At 66.9% G+C, this 18,914-nt stretch carries 26 protein-coding genes; 24 read left to right on the top strand and 2 right to left on the bottom strand.

The window, feature by feature from the left end; all coding sequences use genetic code 11:
- The first annotated feature begins 4 nt into the window (after window positions 1-4).
- The 23 genes from mlaD to tatC all read left to right on the top strand — a co-directional run bounded on the left by mlaD (window position 5) and on the right by tatC (window position 16,584).
- Entirely contained in the window at window positions 5-562 is a 558-nt protein-coding gene (mlaD, locus tag ACV22Z_RS28040) for an outer membrane lipid asymmetry maintenance protein MlaD (protein ID WP_448079523.1), read from the top strand.
- A gap of 31 nt (window positions 563-593) precedes the next feature.
- A complete protein-coding gene (locus ACV22Z_RS28035; RefSeq protein ID WP_448079522.1) occupies window positions 594-1,571 on the top strand; it encodes an MlaA family lipoprotein in 978 nt (325 codons plus the stop codon).
- A 112-nt stretch (window positions 1,572-1,683) separates the two neighbouring features.
- Entirely contained in the window at window positions 1,684-2,313 is a 630-nt protein-coding gene (locus tag ACV22Z_RS28030) for an MlaC/ttg2D family ABC transporter substrate-binding protein (protein ID WP_448079521.1), read from the top strand.
- The gene (locus ACV22Z_RS28025) at window positions 2,310-2,579 is read left to right on the top strand and encodes an STAS domain-containing protein (RefSeq protein ID WP_448079520.1); all 270 of its coding nucleotides are present in this window, start codon (window positions 2,310-2,312) and stop codon (window positions 2,577-2,579) included. The genes ACV22Z_RS28030 and ACV22Z_RS28025 overlap by 4 nt, the downstream gene beginning before the upstream one ends.
- A gap of 179 nt (window positions 2,580-2,758) precedes the next feature.
- Complete coding sequence (locus ACV22Z_RS28020) at window positions 2,759-3,685, top strand: ABC transporter ATP-binding protein (protein ID WP_448079519.1); 927 nt, start codon at window positions 2,759-2,761, stop codon at window positions 3,683-3,685.
- Complete coding sequence (locus ACV22Z_RS28015; protein ID WP_448079518.1) at window positions 3,682-4,437, top strand: ABC transporter permease; 756 nt, start codon at window positions 3,682-3,684, stop codon at window positions 4,435-4,437. Before ACV22Z_RS28020 ends, ACV22Z_RS28015 begins: the two co-directional genes overlap by 4 nt.
- Window positions 4,438-4,526: 89 nt before the next feature.
- On the top strand, window positions 4,527-4,766 hold the full coding sequence (locus ACV22Z_RS28010) for a BolA family protein (protein ID WP_006406983.1): 240 nt from the start codon (window positions 4,527-4,529) through the stop codon (window positions 4,764-4,766).
- 13 nt (window positions 4,767-4,779) lie between these two features.
- Entirely contained in the window at window positions 4,780-6,129 is a 1,350-nt protein-coding gene (gene murA, locus ACV22Z_RS28005) for a UDP-N-acetylglucosamine 1-carboxyvinyltransferase (RefSeq protein WP_448079517.1), read from the top strand.
- The gene (gene hisG / locus ACV22Z_RS28000) at window positions 6,126-6,779 is read left to right on the top strand and encodes an ATP phosphoribosyltransferase (protein ID WP_448079516.1); all 654 of its coding nucleotides are present in this window, start codon (window positions 6,126-6,128) and stop codon (window positions 6,777-6,779) included. Before murA ends, hisG begins: the two co-directional genes overlap by 4 nt.
- Window positions 6,780-6,804: 25 nt before the next feature.
- The gene (hisD, locus tag ACV22Z_RS27995) at window positions 6,805-8,139 is read left to right on the top strand and encodes a histidinol dehydrogenase (protein ID WP_448079515.1); all 1,335 of its coding nucleotides are present in this window, start codon (window positions 6,805-6,807) and stop codon (window positions 8,137-8,139) included.
- A gap of 187 nt (window positions 8,140-8,326) precedes the next feature.
- Entirely contained in the window at window positions 8,327-9,406 is a 1,080-nt protein-coding gene (hisC, locus tag ACV22Z_RS27990; RefSeq protein ID WP_448079514.1) for a histidinol-phosphate transaminase, read from the top strand.
- A 60-nt stretch (window positions 9,407-9,466) separates the two neighbouring features.
- Complete coding sequence (hisB, locus tag ACV22Z_RS27985) at window positions 9,467-10,054, top strand: imidazoleglycerol-phosphate dehydratase HisB (protein ID WP_017333600.1); 588 nt, start codon at window positions 9,467-9,469, stop codon at window positions 10,052-10,054.
- A 63-nt stretch (window positions 10,055-10,117) separates the two neighbouring features.
- On the top strand, window positions 10,118-10,738 hold the full coding sequence (locus ACV22Z_RS27980) for a YchE family NAAT transporter (RefSeq protein WP_448079513.1): 621 nt from the start codon (window positions 10,118-10,120) through the stop codon (window positions 10,736-10,738).
- Window positions 10,735-11,376 (top strand): imidazole glycerol phosphate synthase subunit HisH, encoded by a 642-nt coding sequence (gene hisH / locus ACV22Z_RS27975; protein ID WP_448079512.1) that lies wholly within the window; start codon window positions 10,735-10,737, stop codon window positions 11,374-11,376. The genes ACV22Z_RS27980 and hisH overlap by 4 nt, the downstream gene beginning before the upstream one ends.
- A gap of 163 nt (window positions 11,377-11,539) precedes the next feature.
- Complete coding sequence (hisA, locus tag ACV22Z_RS27970; protein WP_448079511.1) at window positions 11,540-12,295, top strand: 1-(5-phosphoribosyl)-5-[(5-phosphoribosylamino)methylideneamino]imidazole-4-carboxamide isomerase; 756 nt, start codon at window positions 11,540-11,542, stop codon at window positions 12,293-12,295.
- Window positions 12,296-12,461: 166 nt separating this feature from the next.
- Entirely contained in the window at window positions 12,462-13,238 is a 777-nt protein-coding gene (gene hisF / locus ACV22Z_RS27965) for an imidazole glycerol phosphate synthase subunit HisF (protein WP_448079510.1), read from the top strand.
- Window positions 13,235-13,651, top strand: a complete 417-nt coding sequence (hisI, locus tag ACV22Z_RS27960) for a phosphoribosyl-AMP cyclohydrolase (protein WP_448079509.1) — start codon at window positions 13,235-13,237, stop codon at window positions 13,649-13,651. The genes hisF and hisI overlap by 4 nt, the downstream gene beginning before the upstream one ends.
- The gene (locus ACV22Z_RS27955) at window positions 13,648-14,013 is read left to right on the top strand and encodes a phosphoribosyl-ATP diphosphatase (protein WP_084900054.1); all 366 of its coding nucleotides are present in this window, start codon (window positions 13,648-13,650) and stop codon (window positions 14,011-14,013) included. The genes hisI and ACV22Z_RS27955 overlap by 4 nt, the downstream gene beginning before the upstream one ends.
- An 88-nt stretch (window positions 14,014-14,101) precedes the next feature.
- Complete coding sequence (locus ACV22Z_RS27950; protein ID WP_448079508.1) at window positions 14,102-14,494, top strand: DUF4870 family protein; 393 nt, start codon at window positions 14,102-14,104, stop codon at window positions 14,492-14,494.
- Window positions 14,495-14,525: 31 nt separating this feature from the next.
- Window positions 14,526-14,891, top strand: coding sequence for a histidine triad nucleotide-binding protein (locus ACV22Z_RS27945; RefSeq protein WP_448079507.1), 366 nt, complete (start codon window positions 14,526-14,528; stop codon window positions 14,889-14,891).
- Window positions 14,892-14,981: 90 nt separating this feature from the next.
- On the top strand, window positions 14,982-15,212 hold the full coding sequence (gene tatA, locus ACV22Z_RS27940; RefSeq protein ID WP_448079506.1) for a Sec-independent protein translocase subunit TatA: 231 nt from the start codon (window positions 14,982-14,984) through the stop codon (window positions 15,210-15,212).
- A 26-nt stretch (window positions 15,213-15,238) separates the two neighbouring features.
- Window positions 15,239-15,760 (top strand): Sec-independent protein translocase protein TatB, encoded by a 522-nt coding sequence (tatB, locus tag ACV22Z_RS27935; protein ID WP_448079505.1) that lies wholly within the window; start codon window positions 15,239-15,241, stop codon window positions 15,758-15,760.
- Between the two features lie 41 nt (window positions 15,761-15,801).
- A complete protein-coding gene (gene tatC, locus ACV22Z_RS27930) occupies window positions 15,802-16,584 on the top strand; it encodes a twin-arginine translocase subunit TatC (protein ID WP_448079504.1) in 783 nt (260 codons plus the stop codon).
- A 60-nt stretch (window positions 16,585-16,644) separates the two neighbouring features.
- Here the strand turns inward: tatC and ACV22Z_RS27925 are convergent, their stop codons facing one another.
- Complete coding sequence (locus ACV22Z_RS27925) at window positions 16,645-16,800, bottom strand: hypothetical protein (RefSeq protein ID WP_448079503.1); 156 nt, start codon at window positions 16,798-16,800, stop codon at window positions 16,645-16,647.
- Window positions 16,801-16,890: 90 nt separating this feature from the next.
- The gene (locus tag ACV22Z_RS27920; RefSeq protein WP_448079502.1) at window positions 16,891-18,096 is read right to left on the bottom strand and encodes a Do family serine endopeptidase; all 1,206 of its coding nucleotides are present in this window, start codon (window positions 18,094-18,096) and stop codon (window positions 16,891-16,893) included.
- A gap of 21 nt (window positions 18,097-18,117) precedes the next feature.
- Between ACV22Z_RS27920 and ACV22Z_RS27915 the strand changes: the two genes are divergently transcribed.
- Entirely contained in the window at window positions 18,118-18,864 is a 747-nt protein-coding gene (locus ACV22Z_RS27915; protein WP_448079501.1) for a Nif3-like dinuclear metal center hexameric protein, read from the top strand.
- Window positions 18,865-18,914 lie beyond the last annotated feature (50 nt).

Raw genomic sequence — 18,914 nt, 5'->3', positions numbered from 1 at the left:
TGGGATGACGATGAAAAAGACTGCTCTCGACTTCTGGGTCGGCCTGTTCGTGGTGGTGGGCTTCCTCGCGGTGCTGTTCCTTGCGCTGAAGGTCGGCAACATGAGCTCGCTGTCGTTTCAGCCGACCTATGCGGTGAGGATGAAATTCGACAACATCGGCGGCCTGAAGCCGCGCGCCGCGGTGAAGAGCGCAGGCGTCGTGGTCGGCCGCGTGAAGGCGATCGGCTTCGACACGAACACCTACCAGGCGCTGGTGACGATCGATGTCGACAACCAGTACCAGTTCCCGAAGGATTCGTCCGCGAAGATCCTGACGTCGGGCCTGCTCGGCGAACAGTACATCGGCCTCGATCCGGGCGGCGACACCGAGATGCTGAAGGCGGGCGACACGATCACGATGACCCAGTCGGCGATCGTGCTCGAGAACCTGATCGGTCAATTCCTGTACAGCAAGGCAGCGGACGCGGGCGGCGCGAAGCCGGCGTCCGGAACGTCTGGCGCGGCCGCCGCGCCTGCACCGGCGCCGGCGCCTGCCGCCGCGTCGGGCGCCGCTGCCCAATAACCACACGAGAGCATCCAAGAGGGTAACGATCATGCAGACGATTCGCATCAGGCACGCCGCGCTCGCGGTAGCAGCGGTGACTGCGCTGAGCGGCTGCGCCACCGTGCAGACGCCGACCAAGGGCGATCCGCTCGAAGGCTTCAACCGGACGATGTTCAAGTTCAACGACACCGTCGACACGTATGCGCTGAAGCCGGTCGCGAAGGGCTACCAGTATGTGGTGCCGCAGCCGGTGCGCGACAGCGTGACGAACGTGTTCTCGAACATCGGCGACCTCTACATCGCGGCGAACAACATCGTGCAGCTGCGGATCGCCGACGGCGTCGGCGACCTGATGCGCGTCGTGATCAACACGGTGTTCGGTGTCGGCGGCCTGTTCGACGTCGCGACGGTCGCGAAGCTGCCGAAGCACACGGCCGATTTCGGCGTCACGATGGGCCGCTACGGCATGCCGGCCGGCCCGTATCTCGTGCTGCCGCTGCTCGGGCCGAGCACGGTGCGCGACGCGGCGGGGCTCGGCGTCGACTACGTCGGCAATCCGCTCACCTACGTGAAGCCGGACGGCCTGAGCTGGGGCGTCTATGGCGTGAACCTGATCAACACGCGCGCGAACCTGCTCGGCGCGGGCGACGTGCTGGAAGCGGCGGCGATCGACAAGTATTCGTTCGTGCGCAACGCGTACCTGCAGCGCCGGCAGATGCTGATCAGCAACGCGCGCGGCGAGGCGGGCGCGTCGTCGAGCAGCGAGGCGCTGCCGAAATACGACCTGCCGGACGACGGTTCGGCGGCGCCCGCAGCGGCGGGGGCTGCAGGCGCTGTCGTCAGCGGCGGTGCAGCAGCGCCGGCCGCTGCGTCCGCGCCGGCCGGTGCATCCGGCACCGCAGCGCCGGCATCGGGGTCGGAAGCGGCCGGTGCGCCGAATCCGGGCAGCGAAACGTCCGTGCCGCCGATGCAGATGACGCCGCCCGCGCCCGGCGGGCTGCGCTTCCCGAGCATCCGGCTGCATTGATCGGATTTACATACGTTACAGGCGGAAACGATTCAGTCGGTGGCAGCCGCGAACTTGCGCGTAAGCTACCGGCTCCAACCTTCGCATCGACTCATCCATGCAGGCCAATATTATGAAGAAACTGTTTCTGATCCCTGTTTTCGCGGCACTGTTCTCGTTCGGCAGTGCGGCTCACGCGCAAGTCGACCAGTCGAACCCGCAGGCGTTGATCAAGACGGCGACCCAGCAGGTTCTCGATGAAGTGAAGCAGCAGACGATCAAGCAGGGCGACACGAACCGCATCATCACGATCGTCAACAAGGACATCCTGCCGTACACCGACTTCCGCCGCACCACGCAGCTCGCGATGGGCCGCAACTGGCGCGCGGCGACGCCGGCGCAGCAGCAGCAGGTGCAGGAGCAGTTCAAGCTGCTGCTGATCCGCACGTATTCGGGCGCGCTGGCGCAGCTCAAGCCGGACCAGCAGATCCAGTACCCGCCGTTCCGTGCTGATCCGGCCGATACCGACGTCGTGGTCAAGACGGTCGCGATGAACAACGGCCAGCCGGTCCAGATCGACTACCGCCTGTACAAGACGGCGAACGGCTGGAAGGTGTACGACCTGAACGTGCTCGGCGCGTGGCTGATCCAGACGTACCAGCAGCAGTTCAACGAGAAGATCCAGCAGAGCGGCGTGGACGGCCTGATCCAGTTCCTGACGCAGCGTAACCAGGAGCTTGCTGCCGGCAAGCAGGCATCGTGAGCGGCTTCGAAGCCGGCTCCTCGCTGACCCACGCGAGCGCGCAGGCCGCGCTCGCGGCGGGTCTCGCGCAGATCGGCGCGGGCGCCACCGCCGTCGACTGCGCGGCGCTGACGCAGTTCGATTCGTCCGCGCTCGCCGTGCTGCTCGCATGGCAGCGCGCCGCGCGCTCGCGCGGCGCCACCCTCGACATCCTCAATCTCCCCCCGAAGCTCGAAAGCCTCGCGCAGGCGTACGGCGTCGACGCGCTCATCAACGGGCGACATTGACGCTCACCCGCTGAACCCGCCGCGCCCGGGCGCCGGATGGCCGTCCCCCGGGTGGCCGTCCCTCCTGCCGGTTTGCCCTATAATCAAGCGTTTTGCGGGGCTGCCAATCGTGTCGGGCCCCCTTTTTCTTTCGCAGCAAGCACAGAATAGGCGTCGCGGCCTTTGCGCCGCGCACAGTCATGTCAGCCATAGAAATCCGTCACGTCAAGAAGCGCTACCAGTCGCTTCAGGCGCTCAAGGGCGTCAGCCTGTCGGTCGAAGAAGGCGAGTTCTTCGGTCTGCTCGGCCCGAACGGCGCGGGCAAGACCACGCTCATCAGCATCCTCGCCGGGCTCGCCCGGGCCGACGAAGGCAGCATCTCGGTGCGCGGCCACGACGTCGTCAAGGACTTCCGGGCTGCGCGCCGCGCGCTGGGCGTCGTGCCGCAGGAGCTCGTGTTCGACCCGTTCTTCACCGTGCGTGAAACGCTGCGGATCCAGTCCGGGTACTTCGGGCTGCGCCGCAACGACGACTGGATCGACGAAGTGATGGCCAATCTCGACCTGACCGAGAAGGCCGATGCGAACATGCGCGCGCTGTCGGGCGGGATGAAGCGCCGCGTGCTGGTCGCGCAGGCGCTCGTGCACCGGCCGCCCGTGATCGTGCTCGACGAGCCGACCGCCGGTGTCGACGTCGAGCTGCGCCAGACGCTGTGGAAATTCATCTCGCGCCTGAACCGCGAAGGTCACACGATCGTGCTGACCACTCACTACCTCGAGGAAGCCGAGTCGCTGTGCGACCGCATCGCGATGCTGCGCCGGGGCGAAGTGGTCGCGCTCGACCGCACCGACGCGCTGCTGCAGCGCTTCGCGGGCCTGCAGCTGTACCTGCGCTTCGCGCTCGGCGCGCTGCCCGCCGAGCTGCGCGCGCTGGAAACCGATCCGGCCGCGCGCGCGCCCGGCGAACACCTGCTGCGGCTCGCGAACTACGACGAGGTCGAGCGGATCCTCGCGCAGTGCCGTGCCGCGGGCTGCACGTTCGACGAGATCGAGGTCCGCAAGGCCGACCTCGAGGATGTGTTCGTCCAGGTGATGAACGGGGCCGAGGTGATCGAGGGGCTGGCATGAGTGGATTTCAGACGCTGTTCTACAAGGAAATCCTGCGTTTCTGGAAGGTGTCGTTCCAGACGGTGCTCGCGCCCGTCGTGACGGCGCTGCTGTACCTGACGATCTTCGGCCATGCGCTGACGGGCCGCGTGCAGGTATATCCGGGCGTCGAGTACGTGAGCTTCCTCGTGCCGGGCCTCGTGATGATGAGCGTGCTGCAGAACGCGTTCGCGAACAGCTCGTCGTCGCTGATCCAGTCGAAGATCACCGGCAACCTCGTGTTCATGCTGCTGCCGCCGCTGTCGTACCGGGACTTCTACGGCGCCTACGTGCTCGCGTCCGTCGTGCGCGGGCTCGCGGTCGGCACAGGCGTGTTCGTCGTGACGGTGTGGTTCATCCCGATGCAGTTCGCGGCGCCGGTGTTCATCCTCGCGTTCGCGCTGCTTGGCGCGGCGATCCTCGGCACGCTCGGCCTCATCGCCGGGATCTGGGCCGAGAAGTTCGACCAGCTCGCCGCGTTCCAGAACTTCCTGATCATGCCGCTGACATTCCTGTCCGGCGTGTTCTACTCGACGCATTCGCTGCCGCCCGTGTGGCGCGAAATCTCGCGTCTCAACCCGTTTTTCTACATGATCGACGGCTTTCGCTACGGGTTCTTCGGCGCGTCCGACGTCAACCCGCTCGCGAGCCTCGCGATCGTCACCGGTTTCTTCGTGCTGCTCGCGCTCGTCGCGATGCGGCTGCTCGCGACCGGCTACAAACTGCGTCATTGATTTGAATCGGCCGCCGCTCGCGGCGCACGCCGCCCCGCCGGGGCGGGTGCGCCGCGAGCGGGCTGGCGCGTACCGACAGGAGCATCACCATGTTGCCGACTCCCGAACAGGTCAAGCAATACATCGCGGGCGGGCTTGCCTGCACGCATCTGGAAGTCGAAGGCGACGGCCAGCACTTCTTCGCGACGATCGTGTCGCCCGCCTTCGAGGGCAAGCGGCCGATCCAGCGGCACCAGCTCGTCTACGCGGCGCTCGGCGACCGCATGAAGCAGGAAATCCACGCGCTCAGCATGAAGACGCTGACGCCCGCCGAATGGCAGAACGCATAACCGGAAACACTGAGTGCAAGTCACCGTCAACGAGCGCGACGCCGTCGAGAGCGTCGCCACGGCACACCCGGCCGGCAATCGGGATTCGCAGGGACATGGGATGGACAAGCTCGTGATCGAAGGCGGCCGCCGGCTGTCCGGCGAGATCGTCGTGTCGGGCGCGAAGAACGCGGCGCTGCCGATTCTGTGCGCGGGCCTGCTCACGGCCGATCCGGTCCATCTCGACAACGTGCCGAACCTGAAGGACGTCCGCACCACGCTGAAGGTCCTGAACCAGATGGGCGTGCGAAGCGAGACGACGGGCAGCCACGTGCAGCTCGACGCGTCGCGCGTCGACAACCTCGTGGCGCCGTACGAGCTCGTGAAGACGATGCGCGCGTCGATCCTCGTGCTCGGGCCGCTGCTCGCGCGCTTCGGCGAGGCGAAGGTGTCGCTGCCGGGCGGCTGCGCGATCGGCGCGCGGCCGGTCGACCAGCACATCAAGGGCCTGCAGGCGATGGGCGCCGAGATCAGCATCGAGCACGGCTTCATCGAAGCGCGCGCGAAGCGGCTGAAGGGCGCACGCATCGTGACCGACATGATCACGGTGACGGGCACCGAGAACCTGCTGATGGCCGCGACGCTCGCCGACGGCGAGACGGTGATCGAGAACGCCGCGCGCGAGCCGGAAGTGAGCGATCTCGCGCACCTGCTCGTCGAAATGGGCGCGAAAATCGACGGCATCGGCACCGACCGGCTTGTCATCCAGGGCGTCGAGCGGCTGCACGGCGCGCGTCATTCGGTCATCCCGGACCGCATCGAGGCCGGCACGTTCCTGTGCGCGGTCGCGGCCGCGGGCGGCGACGTGACGCTGACGGGCGTGCGTCCGCACATCCTCGACGCAGTGATCGACAAGCTGCGCGAGGCCGGCGTGACGGTCGAGGAAGGCGATGCCTGGCTGCGCGTGAAGATGGACCGCCGGCCGTCCGCGGTGACGATCCGCACGTCCGAGTACCCGGCGTTCCCGACCGACATGCAGGCGCAGTTCATGGCGCTCAACACGGTCGCGGCGGGCACCGCGCAGGTGGTCGAGACGATCTTCGAGAACCGCTTCATGCACGTGCAGGAGCTGAACCGGCTCGGCGCGAACATCACCATCGACGGCAACACGGCGCTCGTGACTGGCGTCGACAAGCTGTCCGGCGCGAAGGTGATGGCGACCGACCTGCGTGCGTCCGCGAGCCTCGTGATCGCCGGCCTGCGCGCCGAAGGCGAGACGCTCGTCGACCGCATCTACCATCTCGACCGGGGTTACGACCGGATGGAAGCCAAACTGACTGCTGTCGGCGCGAACGTGCGCCGCATTGCCGGGAGCCAAGCATGAACGCGCCGCTGACCCTCGCCCTGTCGAAGGGGCGGATTTTCGAGGAAACCATGCCGCTGCTCGCCGCGGCCGGCGTGCAGGTGGCCGAGGATCCGGAATCGTCGCGCAAGCTGATCCTGCCGACGACGGACCCGAACCTGCGCGTGATCATCGTGCGCGCGAGCGACGTGCCGACCTACGTCGAATACGGCGCGGCCGATTTCGGCGTGGCCGGCAAGGACGTGCTGCTCGAGCACGGCGGCTCGGGCCTGTACCAGCCGATCGACCTGAACATCGCGCGCTGCCGGCTGTCGGTCGCGGTGCCCGCGGGCTTTGATTACGCGAACGCGGTGCGCCAGGGCGCGCGCCTGCGCGTCGCGACGAAGTACGTCGAGACCGCGCGTGAACACTTTGCCGCGAAGGGCGTGCACGTCGACCTGATCAAGCTGTACGGCTCGATGGAGCTCGCGCCGCTCGTCGGCCTCGCGGACGCGATCGTCGACCTCGTCAGCTCGGGCGGCACGCTCCGGGCGAACAATCTGGTCGAGGTCGAGGAGATCATGCCGATCTCGTCGCGCCTCGTCGTGAACCAGGCTGCGCTGAAGCTGAAGCGCGCGGCGCTCAAGCCGATCCTCGACGCGTTCGAACGCGCGTCGCGTAACGGCGGGTAAGCGCATCACCGAAACGGAACTCCCCATGTCCATCACCATCCGCAAACTCGATTCGACGAGCGAAGGCTTCGACGCCGCGCTGCGTTCGGTGCTCGCGTTCGAAGCGAGCGAAGACGACGCGATCGAGCGCTCGGTCGCGCAGATCCTCGCCGACGTGAAGGCGCGCGGCGACGCCGCGGTGCTCGACTACACGAACCGCTTCGACCGGCTGAACGCGAACAGCGTCGCTGCGCTCGAGCTGCCGCAGGACGCGCTGCAGACGGCGCTCGACGGCCTCGAGCCGAAGGCCCGTGCGGCGCTCGAGGCGGCGGCGGCACGCGTGCGCGCGTACCACGAGAAGCAGAAGATCGAGTGCGGCACGCATAGCTGGCAGTACACGGAAGCCGACGGCACGGTGCTCGGCCAGAAGGTCACGCCGCTCGACCGCGTTGGCCTGTACGTGCCGGGCGGCAAGGCGGCCTACCCGTCGTCGGTGCTGATGAACGCGATTCCGGCGCGCGTCGCGGGCGTCGGCGAGATCGTGATGGTCGTGCCGACCCCGGACGGCGTGAAGAACGACCTCGTGCTCGCCGCGGCGCTGCTCGGCGGCGTCGATCGCGTGTTCACGATCGGCGGCGCGCAGGCGGTGGCCGCGCTCGCGTACGGCACCGAGACGGTGCCGGCCGTCGACAAGATCTGCGGGCCCGGCAATGCGTACGTCGCGTCGGCGAAGCGCCGCGTGTTCGGCACGGTCGGCATCGACATGATCGCCGGGCCGTCGGAAATCCTCGTGCTGTGCGACGGCACGACCGATCCGAACTGGGTGGCGATGGACCTGTTCTCGCAGGCCGAGCACGACGAGCTCGCGCAGTCGATCCTGCTGTGCCCGGACGCGTCGTTCATCGAGCGCGTCGAGAAGGCGATCGACGAGCTGCTGCCGACGATGCCGCGCGAGGCCGTGATCCGCGCGTCGCTGGAAGGCCGCGGCGCGCTGGTCAAGGTGCGCGACATGGCGGAAGCGTGCAGGATCGCGAACGACATCGCGCCCGAGCACCTCGAGATTTCCGCGCTGGAACCGCAGCAGTGGGGCAAGCTGATCCGCCACGCGGGCGCGATCTTCCTCGGCCGCTACACGAGCGAGAGCCTCGGCGACTACTGCGCGGGCCCGAACCATGTGCTGCCGACGTCGCGCACCGCGCGCTTCTCGTCGCCGCTCGGCGTGTACGACTTCATCAAGCGTTCGAGCCTGATCGAAGTCAGCGCGGAAGGCGCGCAGACGCTCGGCGAGATCGCGTCCGAGCTTGCGTACGGCGAAGGGCTGCACGCGCATGCGAAGAGCGCCGAGTACCGGATGAGAGGGATCTCCGACCGCCAGAACTGAGCGTTCGGCGCTCTGCACGGGACCCGAGCAAGCGCTGAAGCGCCAGCAGCTTTGCATGGGACTGGACCAAGCGCCAAAGCGCCAGGTCCAGTCGACATCGGGGCGACGCAGGAGACGAAGGGCAGGGCGGCAGCCGCCGCCTTGCCGGCCAATTGATGCCGGCGCGACGCACGCCGGCTTGCAGACCATGACGACGCCACAAGAAATCATCCGCCAGGACGTGCTCGCAATGACGAGCTACCCGGTACCGGACGCGAGCGGGTTCGTGAAGCTCGACGCGATGGAGAACCCGTACCCGCTGCCGGCGCCGCTCGCGGCGGCCCTCGGCGAGCGGCTCGCGCAGGTCGCGCTGAACCGCTATCCGGCGCCGCGCCCGGCCGCGCTGCTCGACAAGCTGCGTCACGCGATGGGCGTGCCGGCCGCGTGCGACGTGCTGCTCGGCAACGGCTCCGACGAAATCATCAGCATGATGTCGGTCGCATGCGCGAAGCCGGGGGCGAAGGTGCTGGCACCCGTGCCGGGCTTCGTGATGTACGAGCTGTCGGCGAAATTCGCGCAGCTCGAGTTCGTCGGCGTGCCGCTCGCGGCCGACCTGACGCTCGACGTCGACGCGATGCTCGCGGCGATCGCCGAGCACCGTCCGGCGCTCGTCTATCTCGCGTACCCGAACAACCCGACCGGCACGCTTTACGACGAGGCTGGCATCGAGCGGATCATCACGGCCGCGCGGCACAGCCTGATCGTGATCGACGAGGCGTACCAGCCGTTCGCCGAGCGTTCATGGCTGCCGCGCGCCGCCGAGTTCAACAACGTCGTCGTGATGCGCACGGTGTCGAAGCTAGGCCTCGCCGGCATTCGCCTCGGCTATCTCGCCGGGCTGCCGGCGTGGCTCGCCGAGTTCGACAAGGTGCGCCCGCCGTACAACATCAACGTGCTCACGCAGGCGACCGCCGATTTCCTGCTTGACCATCTCGACGTGCTCGACGCACAAGCGGCCGAACTGCGCGCCGAACGTGCGCGCCTCGCGCAGGCGGTGGCCGCGCTGCCGGGCGCGACGGTGTTCCCGAGCGCCGGTAATTTCCTGCTGGTGCGGGTGCCCGACGCGGCCGCCGTGTTCGATGCGCTGCTCACCGAGCGGGTGCTCGTCAAAAACGTGAGTAAAATGCACCCATTGCTGGCCGAATGCGTGCGGCTGACCGTCGGTTCTCCCGACGAAAACGCGCGCCTCGTGGCCGCATTGAAACTCGCGCTGCCCGGCAAGGCCTGAGGGCGCGGCGGCGCGCGACGATCAATCCCCATTTACATCAGACCCATTCAAGGAATTGCCATGCGTGTGGCGGAAGTCGTTCGCAATACGAGCGAAACGCAGATCCGTGTGAAGCTCAACCTCGACGGCACCGGCCAGCAGAAGCTTGCGACCGGCGTGCCGTTCCTCGACCACATGCTCGACCAGATCGCCCGACACGGCCTGTTCGATCTCGACGTCGAGGCGCACGGCGACACGCATATCGACGACCACCACACGGTCGAGGACGTCGGCATCACGCTCGGCCAGGCGGTCGCGAAGGCGATCGGCGACAAGAAGGGCATCCGCCGCTACGGCCATTCGTACGTGCCGCTCGACGAGGCGCTGTCGCGCGTCGTGATCGACTTCTCGGGCCGGCCGGGTCTCGAATTCCACGTGCCGTTCACGCGCGCGCGAATCGGCACGTTCGACGTCGACCTGTCGATCGAGTTCTTCCGCGGCTTCGTGAACCACGCGGGCGTCACGCTGCACGTCGACAACCTGCGCGGGATCAACGCGCACCACCAGCTCGAGACGGTGTTCAAGGCCTTCGGCCGCGCGCTGCGGATGGCGGTGGAGCTCGACGAACGCGCGGCGGGGCAGATCCCGTCGACGAAGGGCAGCCTCTGACCTTCCGACCGGACGAAACGCACCCGACAACCTCACGGCTTCGGCGCATCGCGCCGGCTTGCGATGGATCTGCTCAAATCGTTCATTTCGCTGCTCGCGCTGATCAATCCGGTCGGCGCGGTGCCGTTCTTCCTGAGCCTGACGGCGCAGCAGACGGACGACGAGCGGCGCCGCACGATCCGGATCGCGTCGGTGTCGGTGTTCTGCGTGATCACGGTGACGACGCTGCTCGGGCAGCAGATCATCGATTTCTTCGGCATCTCGGTCGGCTCGCTCGAGGTTGGCGGCGGGATCATCATGCTGTTGATGGCCATCAGCATGCTGAACGCGCAGGCCGGCAACACGCGCTCGACGCCAGAGGAGCGCCATGAAGCCGAACAGAAGGACAACATCGCGGTGGTGCCGCTCGCGATCCCGCTGCTCACGGGCCCCGGCTCGATCAGCACGGTAATCATCTATGCGGCGAACTCGCGTCACTGGTATGAACGGGCGGGACTGGTCGCGATCGGCGCGGTCCTCGCCTGCCTGTGTTTCTTCGCGATGCGGCTCGCCGAGCCGATCGCGAACTGGATCGGCCGCACCGGCATCAACATCGCCACGCGGCTGATGGGACTGATGCTGTCGGCGCTGGCGGTGGAATTCATCGTCAACGGACTGAGGGCGCTACTGCCTGCACTGAGATGAAAACTTCGATTGCGATTGTGGATTATGGGATGGGCAACCTGCGCTCGGTCGCGCAGGCGCTCAAGCAGGCCGAACCGGCCGCCGACGTGGCGATCGTCGACACGCCGGCCGCGATCCGCGCGGCCGACCGCGTCGTGCTGCCCGGCCAGGGCGCGATGCCGGACTGCATGCGCTGTCTCGGCGAATCGGGCCTGCAGGAAGCGGTGATCGAGGCGTCGCGCACGAAGCCGCTGCTCGGCGTGTGCGTCGGCGAGCAGATGCTGTTCGACTGGAGCGCCGAAGGCGACACGAACGGCCTCGGGCTGCTGCCCGGCAAGGTCGTGCGCTTCGAGCTCGAAGGCCAGTTGCAGGACGACGGCTCGCGCTTCAAGGTGCCGCAGATGGGCTGGAACCGCGTGCGCCAGTCGCAGCCGCACCCGCTGTGGGACGGCGTGCCGGACAACGCGTATTTCTACTTCGTGCACAGCTATTACGTGAGCCCGGCCAACCCGGCGCACACGGTCGGCGAGACGGTCTACGGTGCGCCGTTTACGTCCGCGGTCGCGCGGGACAACCTCTTCGCGACCCAATTCCATCCGGAGAAAAGTGCGGAAGTCGGGTTGCGTCTGTATCGCAACTTCGTACACTGGAAACCGTAAACGTGGTGCGCGAGCGACAGTCGGTGGGCTTGACGCGCCCGCCACACGGGGCTCGCCTGCCAAAGCGCCGAACGAGTTGTACTAAACTAGCGAGACGGCGCGACACCGGATGGGCCGGTGCGCGCCCGACTCTTTTCTTTTACCAAGACGACACCCGATTGCTATGTTGCTGATTCCGGCCATCGATCTCAAAGACGGTCAATGTGTGCGCCTCAAACAGGGCGATATGGACCAGGCCACGATTTTCTCCGAGGATCCCGCGGCGATGGCCCGCAAGTGGGTCGACCTCGGCGCCCGGCGGCTCCATCTCGTCGACCTGAACGGCGCGTTCGCCGGCAAGCCGAAGAATCTCGAGGCGATCGAGGCGATCCTCGACGAGGTGGGCGACGAGATCCCCGTGCAGCTCGGCGGCGGCATCCGCAGCCTCGAGACGATCGAGAAATACCTCGACGCCGGGCTGGCCTACGTGATCATCGGCACCGCGGCCGTGAAGGACCCGGGCTTCCTGCAGGACGCGTGCACCGCGTTCGCGGGCAGCATCATCGTCGGCCTCGACGCGAAGGACGGCAAGGTCGCGACCGACGGCTGGAGCAAGCTGACGGGCCACGAGGTGATCGACCTCGCGCGGAAGTTCGAGGACTACGGCGTCGAATCGATCGTCTATACCGACATCGGCCGCGACGGCATGCTGCAGGGCATCAACATCGAGGCGACCGTGAAGCTCGCGCAGGCGGTCGGCATTCCGGTGATCGCGAGCGGCGGCCTGTCGAACATCGTCGATATCGAGAAGCTCTGCGAAGTGGAAGAGCACGGCGTCGAAGGCGTGATCTGCGGCCGCGCGATCTACTCCGGCGACCTCGATTTCGCAGCCGCGCAGAAACGCGCGGACGAACTGAACGGCGAGCTCGACAACGCCTGATTCCGGCCGTTGTCCGTTTGCCCGGGCCGCCCGTCGGGCGGCCCCGATCGGGTATGCCCAATCGGGTGCCCCTGACCGGGCGTCCCTGACCGGGCGTCCCTGACCGGGCGCCGCTGAACGGGTGCCCTAACCGGGCGTCCTCAACCTCGGCACTAAGCGCAACATCATGGCTCTAGCTAAACGCATCATCCCCTGTCTGGACGTGACCGCCGGGCGCGTCGTCAAGGGCGTCAACTTCGTCGAACTGCGCGACGCCGGCGATCCGGTCGAGATCGCCCGCCGCTACGACGAGCAGGGCGCCGACGAACTCACGTTCCTCGACATCACGGCGACGTCCGACCAGCGCGACCTGATCCTGCCGATCATCGAGGCGGTCGCGTCGCAGGTCTTCATCCCGCTGACGGTCGGCGGCGGCGTGCGTGCCGTCGAGGACGTCCGGCGCCTGCTGAACGCGGGCGCGGACAAGGTCAGCATGAATTCTTCCGCGGTTGCGAACCCGCAACTCGTGCGCGACGCGGCCGACAAGTACGGTTCGCAGTGCATCGTCGTCGCGATCGACGCGAAGCGCGTGTCCGCCGACGGCGAAGCGCCGCGCTGGGAAGTGTTCACGCACGGCGGCCGCAAGGGCACCGGGCTCGACGCGATCGAGTGGGCGCGCAAGATGGCCGAACTCGGCGCGGGCGAGATCCTGCTCACGAGCATGGATCGCGACGGCACGAAGTCGGGTTTCGATCTCGCGCTCACGCGCGGCGTGTCGGACGCGGTGCCGGTGCCGGTGATCGCGTCGGGCGGCGTCGGCTCGCTGCAGCACCTGGCCGACGGCATCAAGGAAGGCCGCGCCGATGCGGTGCTCGCGGCGAGCATCTTCCACTACGGCGAGCACACGGTCGGCGAGGCGAAGCGCTTCATGGCCGACCAGGGTATTCCGGTGAGGTTGTCATGAGTACGGACAAGGCGGCAATGCCCGCGTGGCTCGACAAGGTCCGCTGGGACGACAACGGCCTCGTGCCGGTGATCGCACAGGAGGCGTCGACGAACGACGTGCTGATGTTCGCGTGGATGAACCGCGAGGCACTGGCGAAGACCATCGAAACCAGGCGCGCCGTCTACTATTCGCGTTCGCGCAAGCGCCTGTGGTTCAAGGGCGAGGAGTCGGGCCACGTGCAGCACGTGCACGAGGTGCGCCTCGATTGCGACGAGGACGTCGTGTTGCTGAAGGTCGAGCAGGTGTCGGGCATCGCATGCCACACCGGCCGGCATTCGTGCTTCTTCCAGAAATTCGAAGGCACTGTCGAAGGCGGCGACTGGGTCGCGGTCGATCCGGTGCTGAAAGACCCCGAACACATCTACAAATGACGCAAACGACCGAAGACACGCTGCTGCGCCTCGCTGCGGTGATCGACAGCCGCAAGGGCGGCGACCCTGATCAATCGTACGTGTCGCGCCTGTTTCACAAGGGCGACGACGCGGTGCTGAAGAAGATCGGCGAGGAAGCGACCGAAGTCGTGCTCGCCGCGAAGGACGTGCGGCAGGGCGGCGCGCCGACCGCGCTCGTCGGCGAGGTGGCCGACCTGTGGTTCCATTGCCTCGTGATGCTGTCCCATTACGACCTGAGCCCGGCCGACGTGATCGCCGAGCTCGAGCGCCGCGAAGGGATGTCGGGCATCGAGGAAAAGGCGCTGCGCAAGCGCCGCGAGCGCGAGGAAAACGGCGGCTGATGGCGGACGGCTGACGGCGCATGCGATCGTCGCGCGGTGGCAATTACGCGGTAAGCTGTAAGAATTGTCATTTTACGGGGGTAGCATCATGACCGATACGCCAAGCCAGTTTCCGCCGCCGTCGGTTCAGGGCACCGCGGACAGCGAGCGCCTGAACGGGCTGCGCACGCTGACCCACGTGCTGTACGGCCTCTACGCGTTGCACTGGCTGACGGGCGGGATCACCGGCATCATCGCGATCATCATCAACTACGTGAAACGCGACGACGTGGCCGGCACGCCGTATGCCGACCATTTCGAGTGGCAGATCCGCACGTTCTGGCGTGCGCTGATCGCCTACCTGATCGGGTTCGCGCTGGCGTTCGTCGTCGTCGGTTTCGCGGTGATGTTTGCGACGTGGATCTGGACGCTGTACCGTATCATCAAGGGTTGGCTGTACCTGAACGACAACAAGGCGCTCGATGCGCGCGCGTGGTTCTGACGACCGCGGCGGCGAGCCCTTCAGGAGCAACATGAGTCACGATCCGAACTGCCTGTTCTGCAAGATTGCGGCAGGCGAGATCCCGAGCACGAAAGTGCATGAGGACGATGAATTCGTCGCGTTCCGCGACATCCGCCCGGCGGCCGAGACGCACGTGCTCGTGATTCCGCGCAAGCATCTGCCGACGCTGTCGGCGGCGGGCGAAGCGGATGCGCCGCTGCTCGGCCGGATGATGGTGCTGGTCGCGCGGCTCGCCGAGCAGCTCGGCGTCGCGTACACGGGCGGCGAGACCGGGTTTCGCACGGTGATCAACACGGGCCCCGGCGGCGGGCAGGAGGTATACCACCTGCACGCGCATATCCTGGCGGGTCCGCGCCCCTGGCACCGGATGGGTTGAAGGCGCGGGGCGTTTCCCGCGTCGATAGTCGAAGCCGGCGCAGTGCCGGCGATTTGCGCCGCGAGCGGCGAGGTTGAGGAGAGTTTCATCATGGGTGGATTGAGCATTTGGCACTGGCTGATCGTGCTGCTGATCGTCGCGCTGGTTTTCGGCACGAAGAAGCTGCGCAACATCGGCAACGACCTCGGCAGCGCCGTGAAGGGCTTCAAGGACGGCATGAAGGACAGCGAGGCGCCGTCCGATCCGCAGCAACTGCCGCGTTCGGGCTCGGTGGACGTCAACGCGAAGGAAACGTCGCGTTCCGATTCGAACAAGGCGTGACGCCGGCACGCTGACGGGCATTTTCCATGCTGGATCTCGGTCTTTCGAAGATGGCGCTGATCGGCGTCGTCGCGCTCGTGGTGCTCGGCCCCGAGCGCCTGCCGCGTGTCGCACGCACGGCAGGCGCGCTGTTCGGCCGCGCGCAACGCTACATCAACGACGTGAAGGCCGAGGTCTCGCGCGAGATCGAGCTCGATGCGCTGCGTACGATGAAGACCGATTTCGAAGCGGCCGCGCGCAATGTCGAGACCACGATTCACGACAACCTGCGCGAGCATGAGCAGGACCTGAACGCCGCGTGGCATTCGGCCGTCGGCGGCGTGACCGACGCGGCCGGTTCGACCGGCGGCGATTCGCCCGCCGCGCCGTCGTGGCGCAGCAGTTCCGTCGCGCTGACGCCGAAACGCCGCAACTGGCGGGTCAAGCAGGCGGCGACGCCCGTCTGGTACAAGCGCGCCACCACGCGCCGCACGCACGTGCAGTCCGGCGCCGCGCGCGTCGCGCGCCACCAGCCGGCGAGCCTGCGCCGGCCTGCGCGCTTCCTCTGAGCCGAGCGCATGCTCGCTCGTCAATCCAACCGAGGGCCGGTGTGAGCGACCCCCAGCAGAATCCGGACGAAGGCCCGGAAGAGACCTTCATCTCCCATCTCGTCGAGCTTCGCGACCGCATCATCCGCGCGGGGCTGTCCGTGATCGTCGTGTTCCTCGGGCTCGTCTACTGGGCGCCGGACATCTTCCGGCTGCTCGCGCGCCCGCTGATGGAGAACCTGCCGAAGGGCGGCAAGATGATCGTGACGGACGTCACCGGCTCGTTCTTCGTGCCGATGAAGGTGACGATGCTCGTCGCGCTCGTGATCGCGCTGCCGGTCGTGCTGTACCAGATCTGGGCGTTCGTCGCGCCGGGGCTGTACCAGCACGAGAAGAAGCTCGTCGCGCCGCTCGTCGGCAGCAGCTATGTGCTGTTCCTGTGCGGGATGGCGTTCGCGTACTTCCTCGTGTTCCCGACGATCTTCCGCGTGATGGCGCACTACAACGCGCCGCTCGGCGCGGAGATGTCGACCGATATCGACAATTACCTGAGCTTCGTGCTCGGGATGTTCATCGCGTTCGGGGTGACGTTCGAGGTGCCGATCGTCGTCGTGCTGCTGGTGCGGATGGGCGTGCTGACCGTGAAGAAGCTGAAGGAGATCCGTCCGTACGTGATCGTCGGCGCGTTCGTCGTCGCCGCGGTCGTCACGCCGCCGGACGTGTTTTCGCAGCTGATGCTCGCGCTGCCGCTCATCGTGCTGTACGAGGCCGGGATCCTCGCTGCGCGGTTCTTCGTGCCGAAGCCGGCGGAGCCCGAGCCCGAGAACGGCGAGGCCGCGAGCTGACGCTCTCGGGCCGCCTGACGGGGCCCGATCGAGCGCCGGGCGACAAACCGCTCGTAGTGACTAGACTTCGTTGCGGAAGCGGAAGCGGAAGCGGAAGCGGAAGCGGAAGCGGAAGCGGAAGCGGAAGCGGAAGCGGAAGCGGAAGCGGAAGCGGAAGCGGAAGCGGAAGCGGAAGCGGAAGCGGAAGCGGAAGCGGAAGCCAGGGCCGGGTGACACAACACCCCGCCGCTTCGCGACACCAGCAAAAAGGGCAGCCACGGCTGCCCTTTTTTCATGCTTCGAGAAGGCGGCTCGCCGCCTGCGGGTTCACTCCGTGTCGCTGTCCTGCTCGTCGAGCGCCTGCTTCGGCGGCGGCGGACGCTTGCCGATCACGACATTCAGGTCGAATTCCTTGCCCTTGCGCACGACGTGCACCTTGGTCGTCGCCCCCGGCTTGATCTGCGCGACGACGTTGAGCAGCTTCGTCGTATCGGTGATTTCCTCACCGTTGACCGACACGAGGATGTCGCCCGGCTTGATGCCTGCCTTGTCGGCCGGCCCGCCCTGCAGCACGCCCGCAACGATCGCGCCCGACTTCTGCTGCAGCCCGAACGACTCGGCGATTTCCGGCGTGACGTCCTGCGGCTCGACGCCGATCCAGCCGCGCGTGACCGAGCCCGTCGTGATGATGCTCTCGAGCACCGTGCGTGCGGTCGATACCGGAATCGCGAAGCCGATCCCGAGCGAGCCGCCCGAGCGCGAATAGATCGCCGTGTTGATGCCGAGCAGGTTGCCGTTCACGTCGACGAGCGCGCCGCCCGAGTTGCCGGGGTTGATCGGCGCGTCGGTCTGGATGAAGTTCTCGAACGTGTTGATGCCGAGGTGATTGCGGCCGAGCGCGCTGATGATCCCCATCGTCACCGTCTGGCCGACGCCGAACGGGTTGCCGATCGCGAGCACGACGTCGCCGACGCGCGCCTGGTCGGAGCGGCCGAGCGTGATCGTCGGCAGCTCGGTCATGTTGATCTTCAGCACCGCGAGATCCGTTTCCGGATCGCTGCCGATCACCTTCGCGGTGGCCGTGCGGCCGTCGGCGAGCGCGACCTCGATCTGGTCGGCACCGTCGACGACGTGCTGGTTCGTTAGAATGTAACCTTCCGGGCTCACGATAACGCCCGAGCCGAGGTTGGCCGCCGGCTCGTCCTGCTGCTTGCGGGCATTGCGGTCGCCGAAGAAATAGCGGAACAGCGGATCCTTCGCGCGCGGGTCGGGCGGCAGTGAGCCGTCCTTGCTGGAGAACACGTTGACGACGGCCGGCATCGCCTTCTGCGCGGCGTCGGCGTACGACGTGGTCGCGGGGGCGCCGCCGATGCCCGGCGCGACTTCCCGAAGCGCGACGATCGGCGTGGCGAGCTGCTTGCCGAGCTGTCCTTGCCGTTGCAGCCATTGCGGCTTGAGCGTCACGACGATGAACATCAGCGCGAGCAGCACCGTGACTGCCTGCGCGAAGAACAGCCAGAAGCGTCTAAGCATCTGAATGGACTAGAGGTTTATATGGATCGGATCGAACTCGAATTGTACTTGAACAATACCCTTGAATCCGCGCGGTTCAAGGACTATTGCCCCAACGGCCTGCAGGTCGAAGGCCGCCGCAAGATCGAAAAGATCGCGACCGGCGTGACCGCGTCGCTCGCCTTTCTCGAAGCGGCGCTCGAATGGGGGGCGGATGCCGTGCTGGTCCATCACGGCTACTTCTGGCGCAACGAGGCGCCGCAGATCACCGGCCGCAAGTACCAGCGCCTGAAGCTGCTGCTCGCGAACGACCTGAACCTGTTCGCGTTTCACCTGCCGCTCGACGCGCATCCCGAATTCGGCAACAACGCGCAGCTCGGCGACAAGCTCGGGCTGATCGGCGAGCAGCGTTTCGGCGACGGCGACCTCGGCTGGATGGCGACGCTGCCGATGCCGGTGACGCTCGAGCACTTCGTCGCGAAGGTCGAGGGCAAGCTCGGCCGCACGCCGCTCGTGCTCGGCGATCCGGAGCAGCAGCTGCGCCGCATCGGCTGGTGCACGGGCGCCGCGCAAAGCTACTTCGACGCGGCGATCGATGCCGGCGCCGACGTGTTCCTGACCGGCGAGGTGTCGGAGCCCGTCACGCACGCGGCGGCGGAGAGCGGCGTCGCGTTCGTTGCGGCGGGGCACCATGCGACCGAGCGCTACGGAATCCAGGCACTCGGCGCCCATTTATCCGAGCAATTCGATCTCGAACACCTTTTTATCGATATCCATAACCCGGTCTGAACGGCCGATTTGCGGCGGCGCATCGCAAACACGCAATGAAGTGATTGCTT

The sequence above is a fragment of the Burkholderia sp. PU8-34 genome (genome assembly GCF_053427725.1).
The sequence above is the reverse complement of the archived record's forward strand: the minus strand, read 5'-3'. Positions and strand labels throughout refer to the sequence as shown.

Coding starts and splice junctions, on each gene's coding strand:
- ACV22Z_RS27945 (WP_448079507.1), top strand. CDS start 14,526: ATGAGTCACGATCCGAACTGCCTGTTCTGCAAGATTGCGGCAGGCGAG.
- ACV22Z_RS28010 (WP_006406983.1), top strand. CDS start 4,527: ATGTTGCCGACTCCCGAACAGGTCAAGCAATACATCGCGGGCGGGCTT.
- tatB (WP_448079505.1), top strand. CDS start 15,239: ATGCTGGATCTCGGTCTTTCGAAGATGGCGCTGATCGGCGTCGTCGCG.
- tatA (WP_448079506.1), top strand. CDS start 14,982: ATGGGTGGATTGAGCATTTGGCACTGGCTGATCGTGCTGCTGATCGTC.
- hisA (WP_448079511.1), top strand. CDS start 11,540: ATGTTGCTGATTCCGGCCATCGATCTCAAAGACGGTCAATGTGTGCGC.
- hisC (WP_448079514.1), top strand. CDS start 8,327: ATGACGACGCCACAAGAAATCATCCGCCAGGACGTGCTCGCAATGACG.
- ACV22Z_RS27950 (WP_448079508.1), top strand. CDS start 14,102: ATGACCGATACGCCAAGCCAGTTTCCGCCGCCGTCGGTTCAGGGCACC.
- ACV22Z_RS27955 (WP_084900054.1), top strand. CDS start 13,648: ATGACGCAAACGACCGAAGACACGCTGCTGCGCCTCGCTGCGGTGATC.
- hisI (WP_448079509.1), top strand. CDS start 13,235: ATGAGTACGGACAAGGCGGCAATGCCCGCGTGGCTCGACAAGGTCCGC.
- ACV22Z_RS27920 (WP_448079502.1), bottom strand. CDS start 18,096: ATGCTTAGACGCTTCTGGCTGTTCTTCGCGCAGGCAGTCACGGTGCTG.
- ACV22Z_RS28015 (WP_448079518.1), top strand. CDS start 3,682: ATGAGTGGATTTCAGACGCTGTTCTACAAGGAAATCCTGCGTTTCTGG.
- hisF (WP_448079510.1), top strand. CDS start 12,462: ATGGCTCTAGCTAAACGCATCATCCCCTGTCTGGACGTGACCGCCGGG.
- ACV22Z_RS28035 (WP_448079522.1), top strand. CDS start 594: ATGCAGACGATTCGCATCAGGCACGCCGCGCTCGCGGTAGCAGCGGTG.
- ACV22Z_RS27980 (WP_448079513.1), top strand. CDS start 10,118: ATGGATCTGCTCAAATCGTTCATTTCGCTGCTCGCGCTGATCAATCCG.
- hisD (WP_448079515.1), top strand. CDS start 6,805: ATGTCCATCACCATCCGCAAACTCGATTCGACGAGCGAAGGCTTCGAC.
- ACV22Z_RS27915 (WP_448079501.1), top strand. CDS start 18,118: ATGGATCGGATCGAACTCGAATTGTACTTGAACAATACCCTTGAATCC.
- mlaD (WP_448079523.1), top strand. CDS start 5: ATGACGATGAAAAAGACTGCTCTCGACTTCTGGGTCGGCCTGTTCGTG.
- hisG (WP_448079516.1), top strand. CDS start 6,126: ATGAACGCGCCGCTGACCCTCGCCCTGTCGAAGGGGCGGATTTTCGAG.
- ACV22Z_RS28020 (WP_448079519.1), top strand. CDS start 2,759: ATGTCAGCCATAGAAATCCGTCACGTCAAGAAGCGCTACCAGTCGCTT.
- ACV22Z_RS28030 (WP_448079521.1), top strand. CDS start 1,684: ATGAAGAAACTGTTTCTGATCCCTGTTTTCGCGGCACTGTTCTCGTTC.
- hisH (WP_448079512.1), top strand. CDS start 10,735: ATGAAAACTTCGATTGCGATTGTGGATTATGGGATGGGCAACCTGCGC.
- hisB (WP_017333600.1), top strand. CDS start 9,467: ATGCGTGTGGCGGAAGTCGTTCGCAATACGAGCGAAACGCAGATCCGT.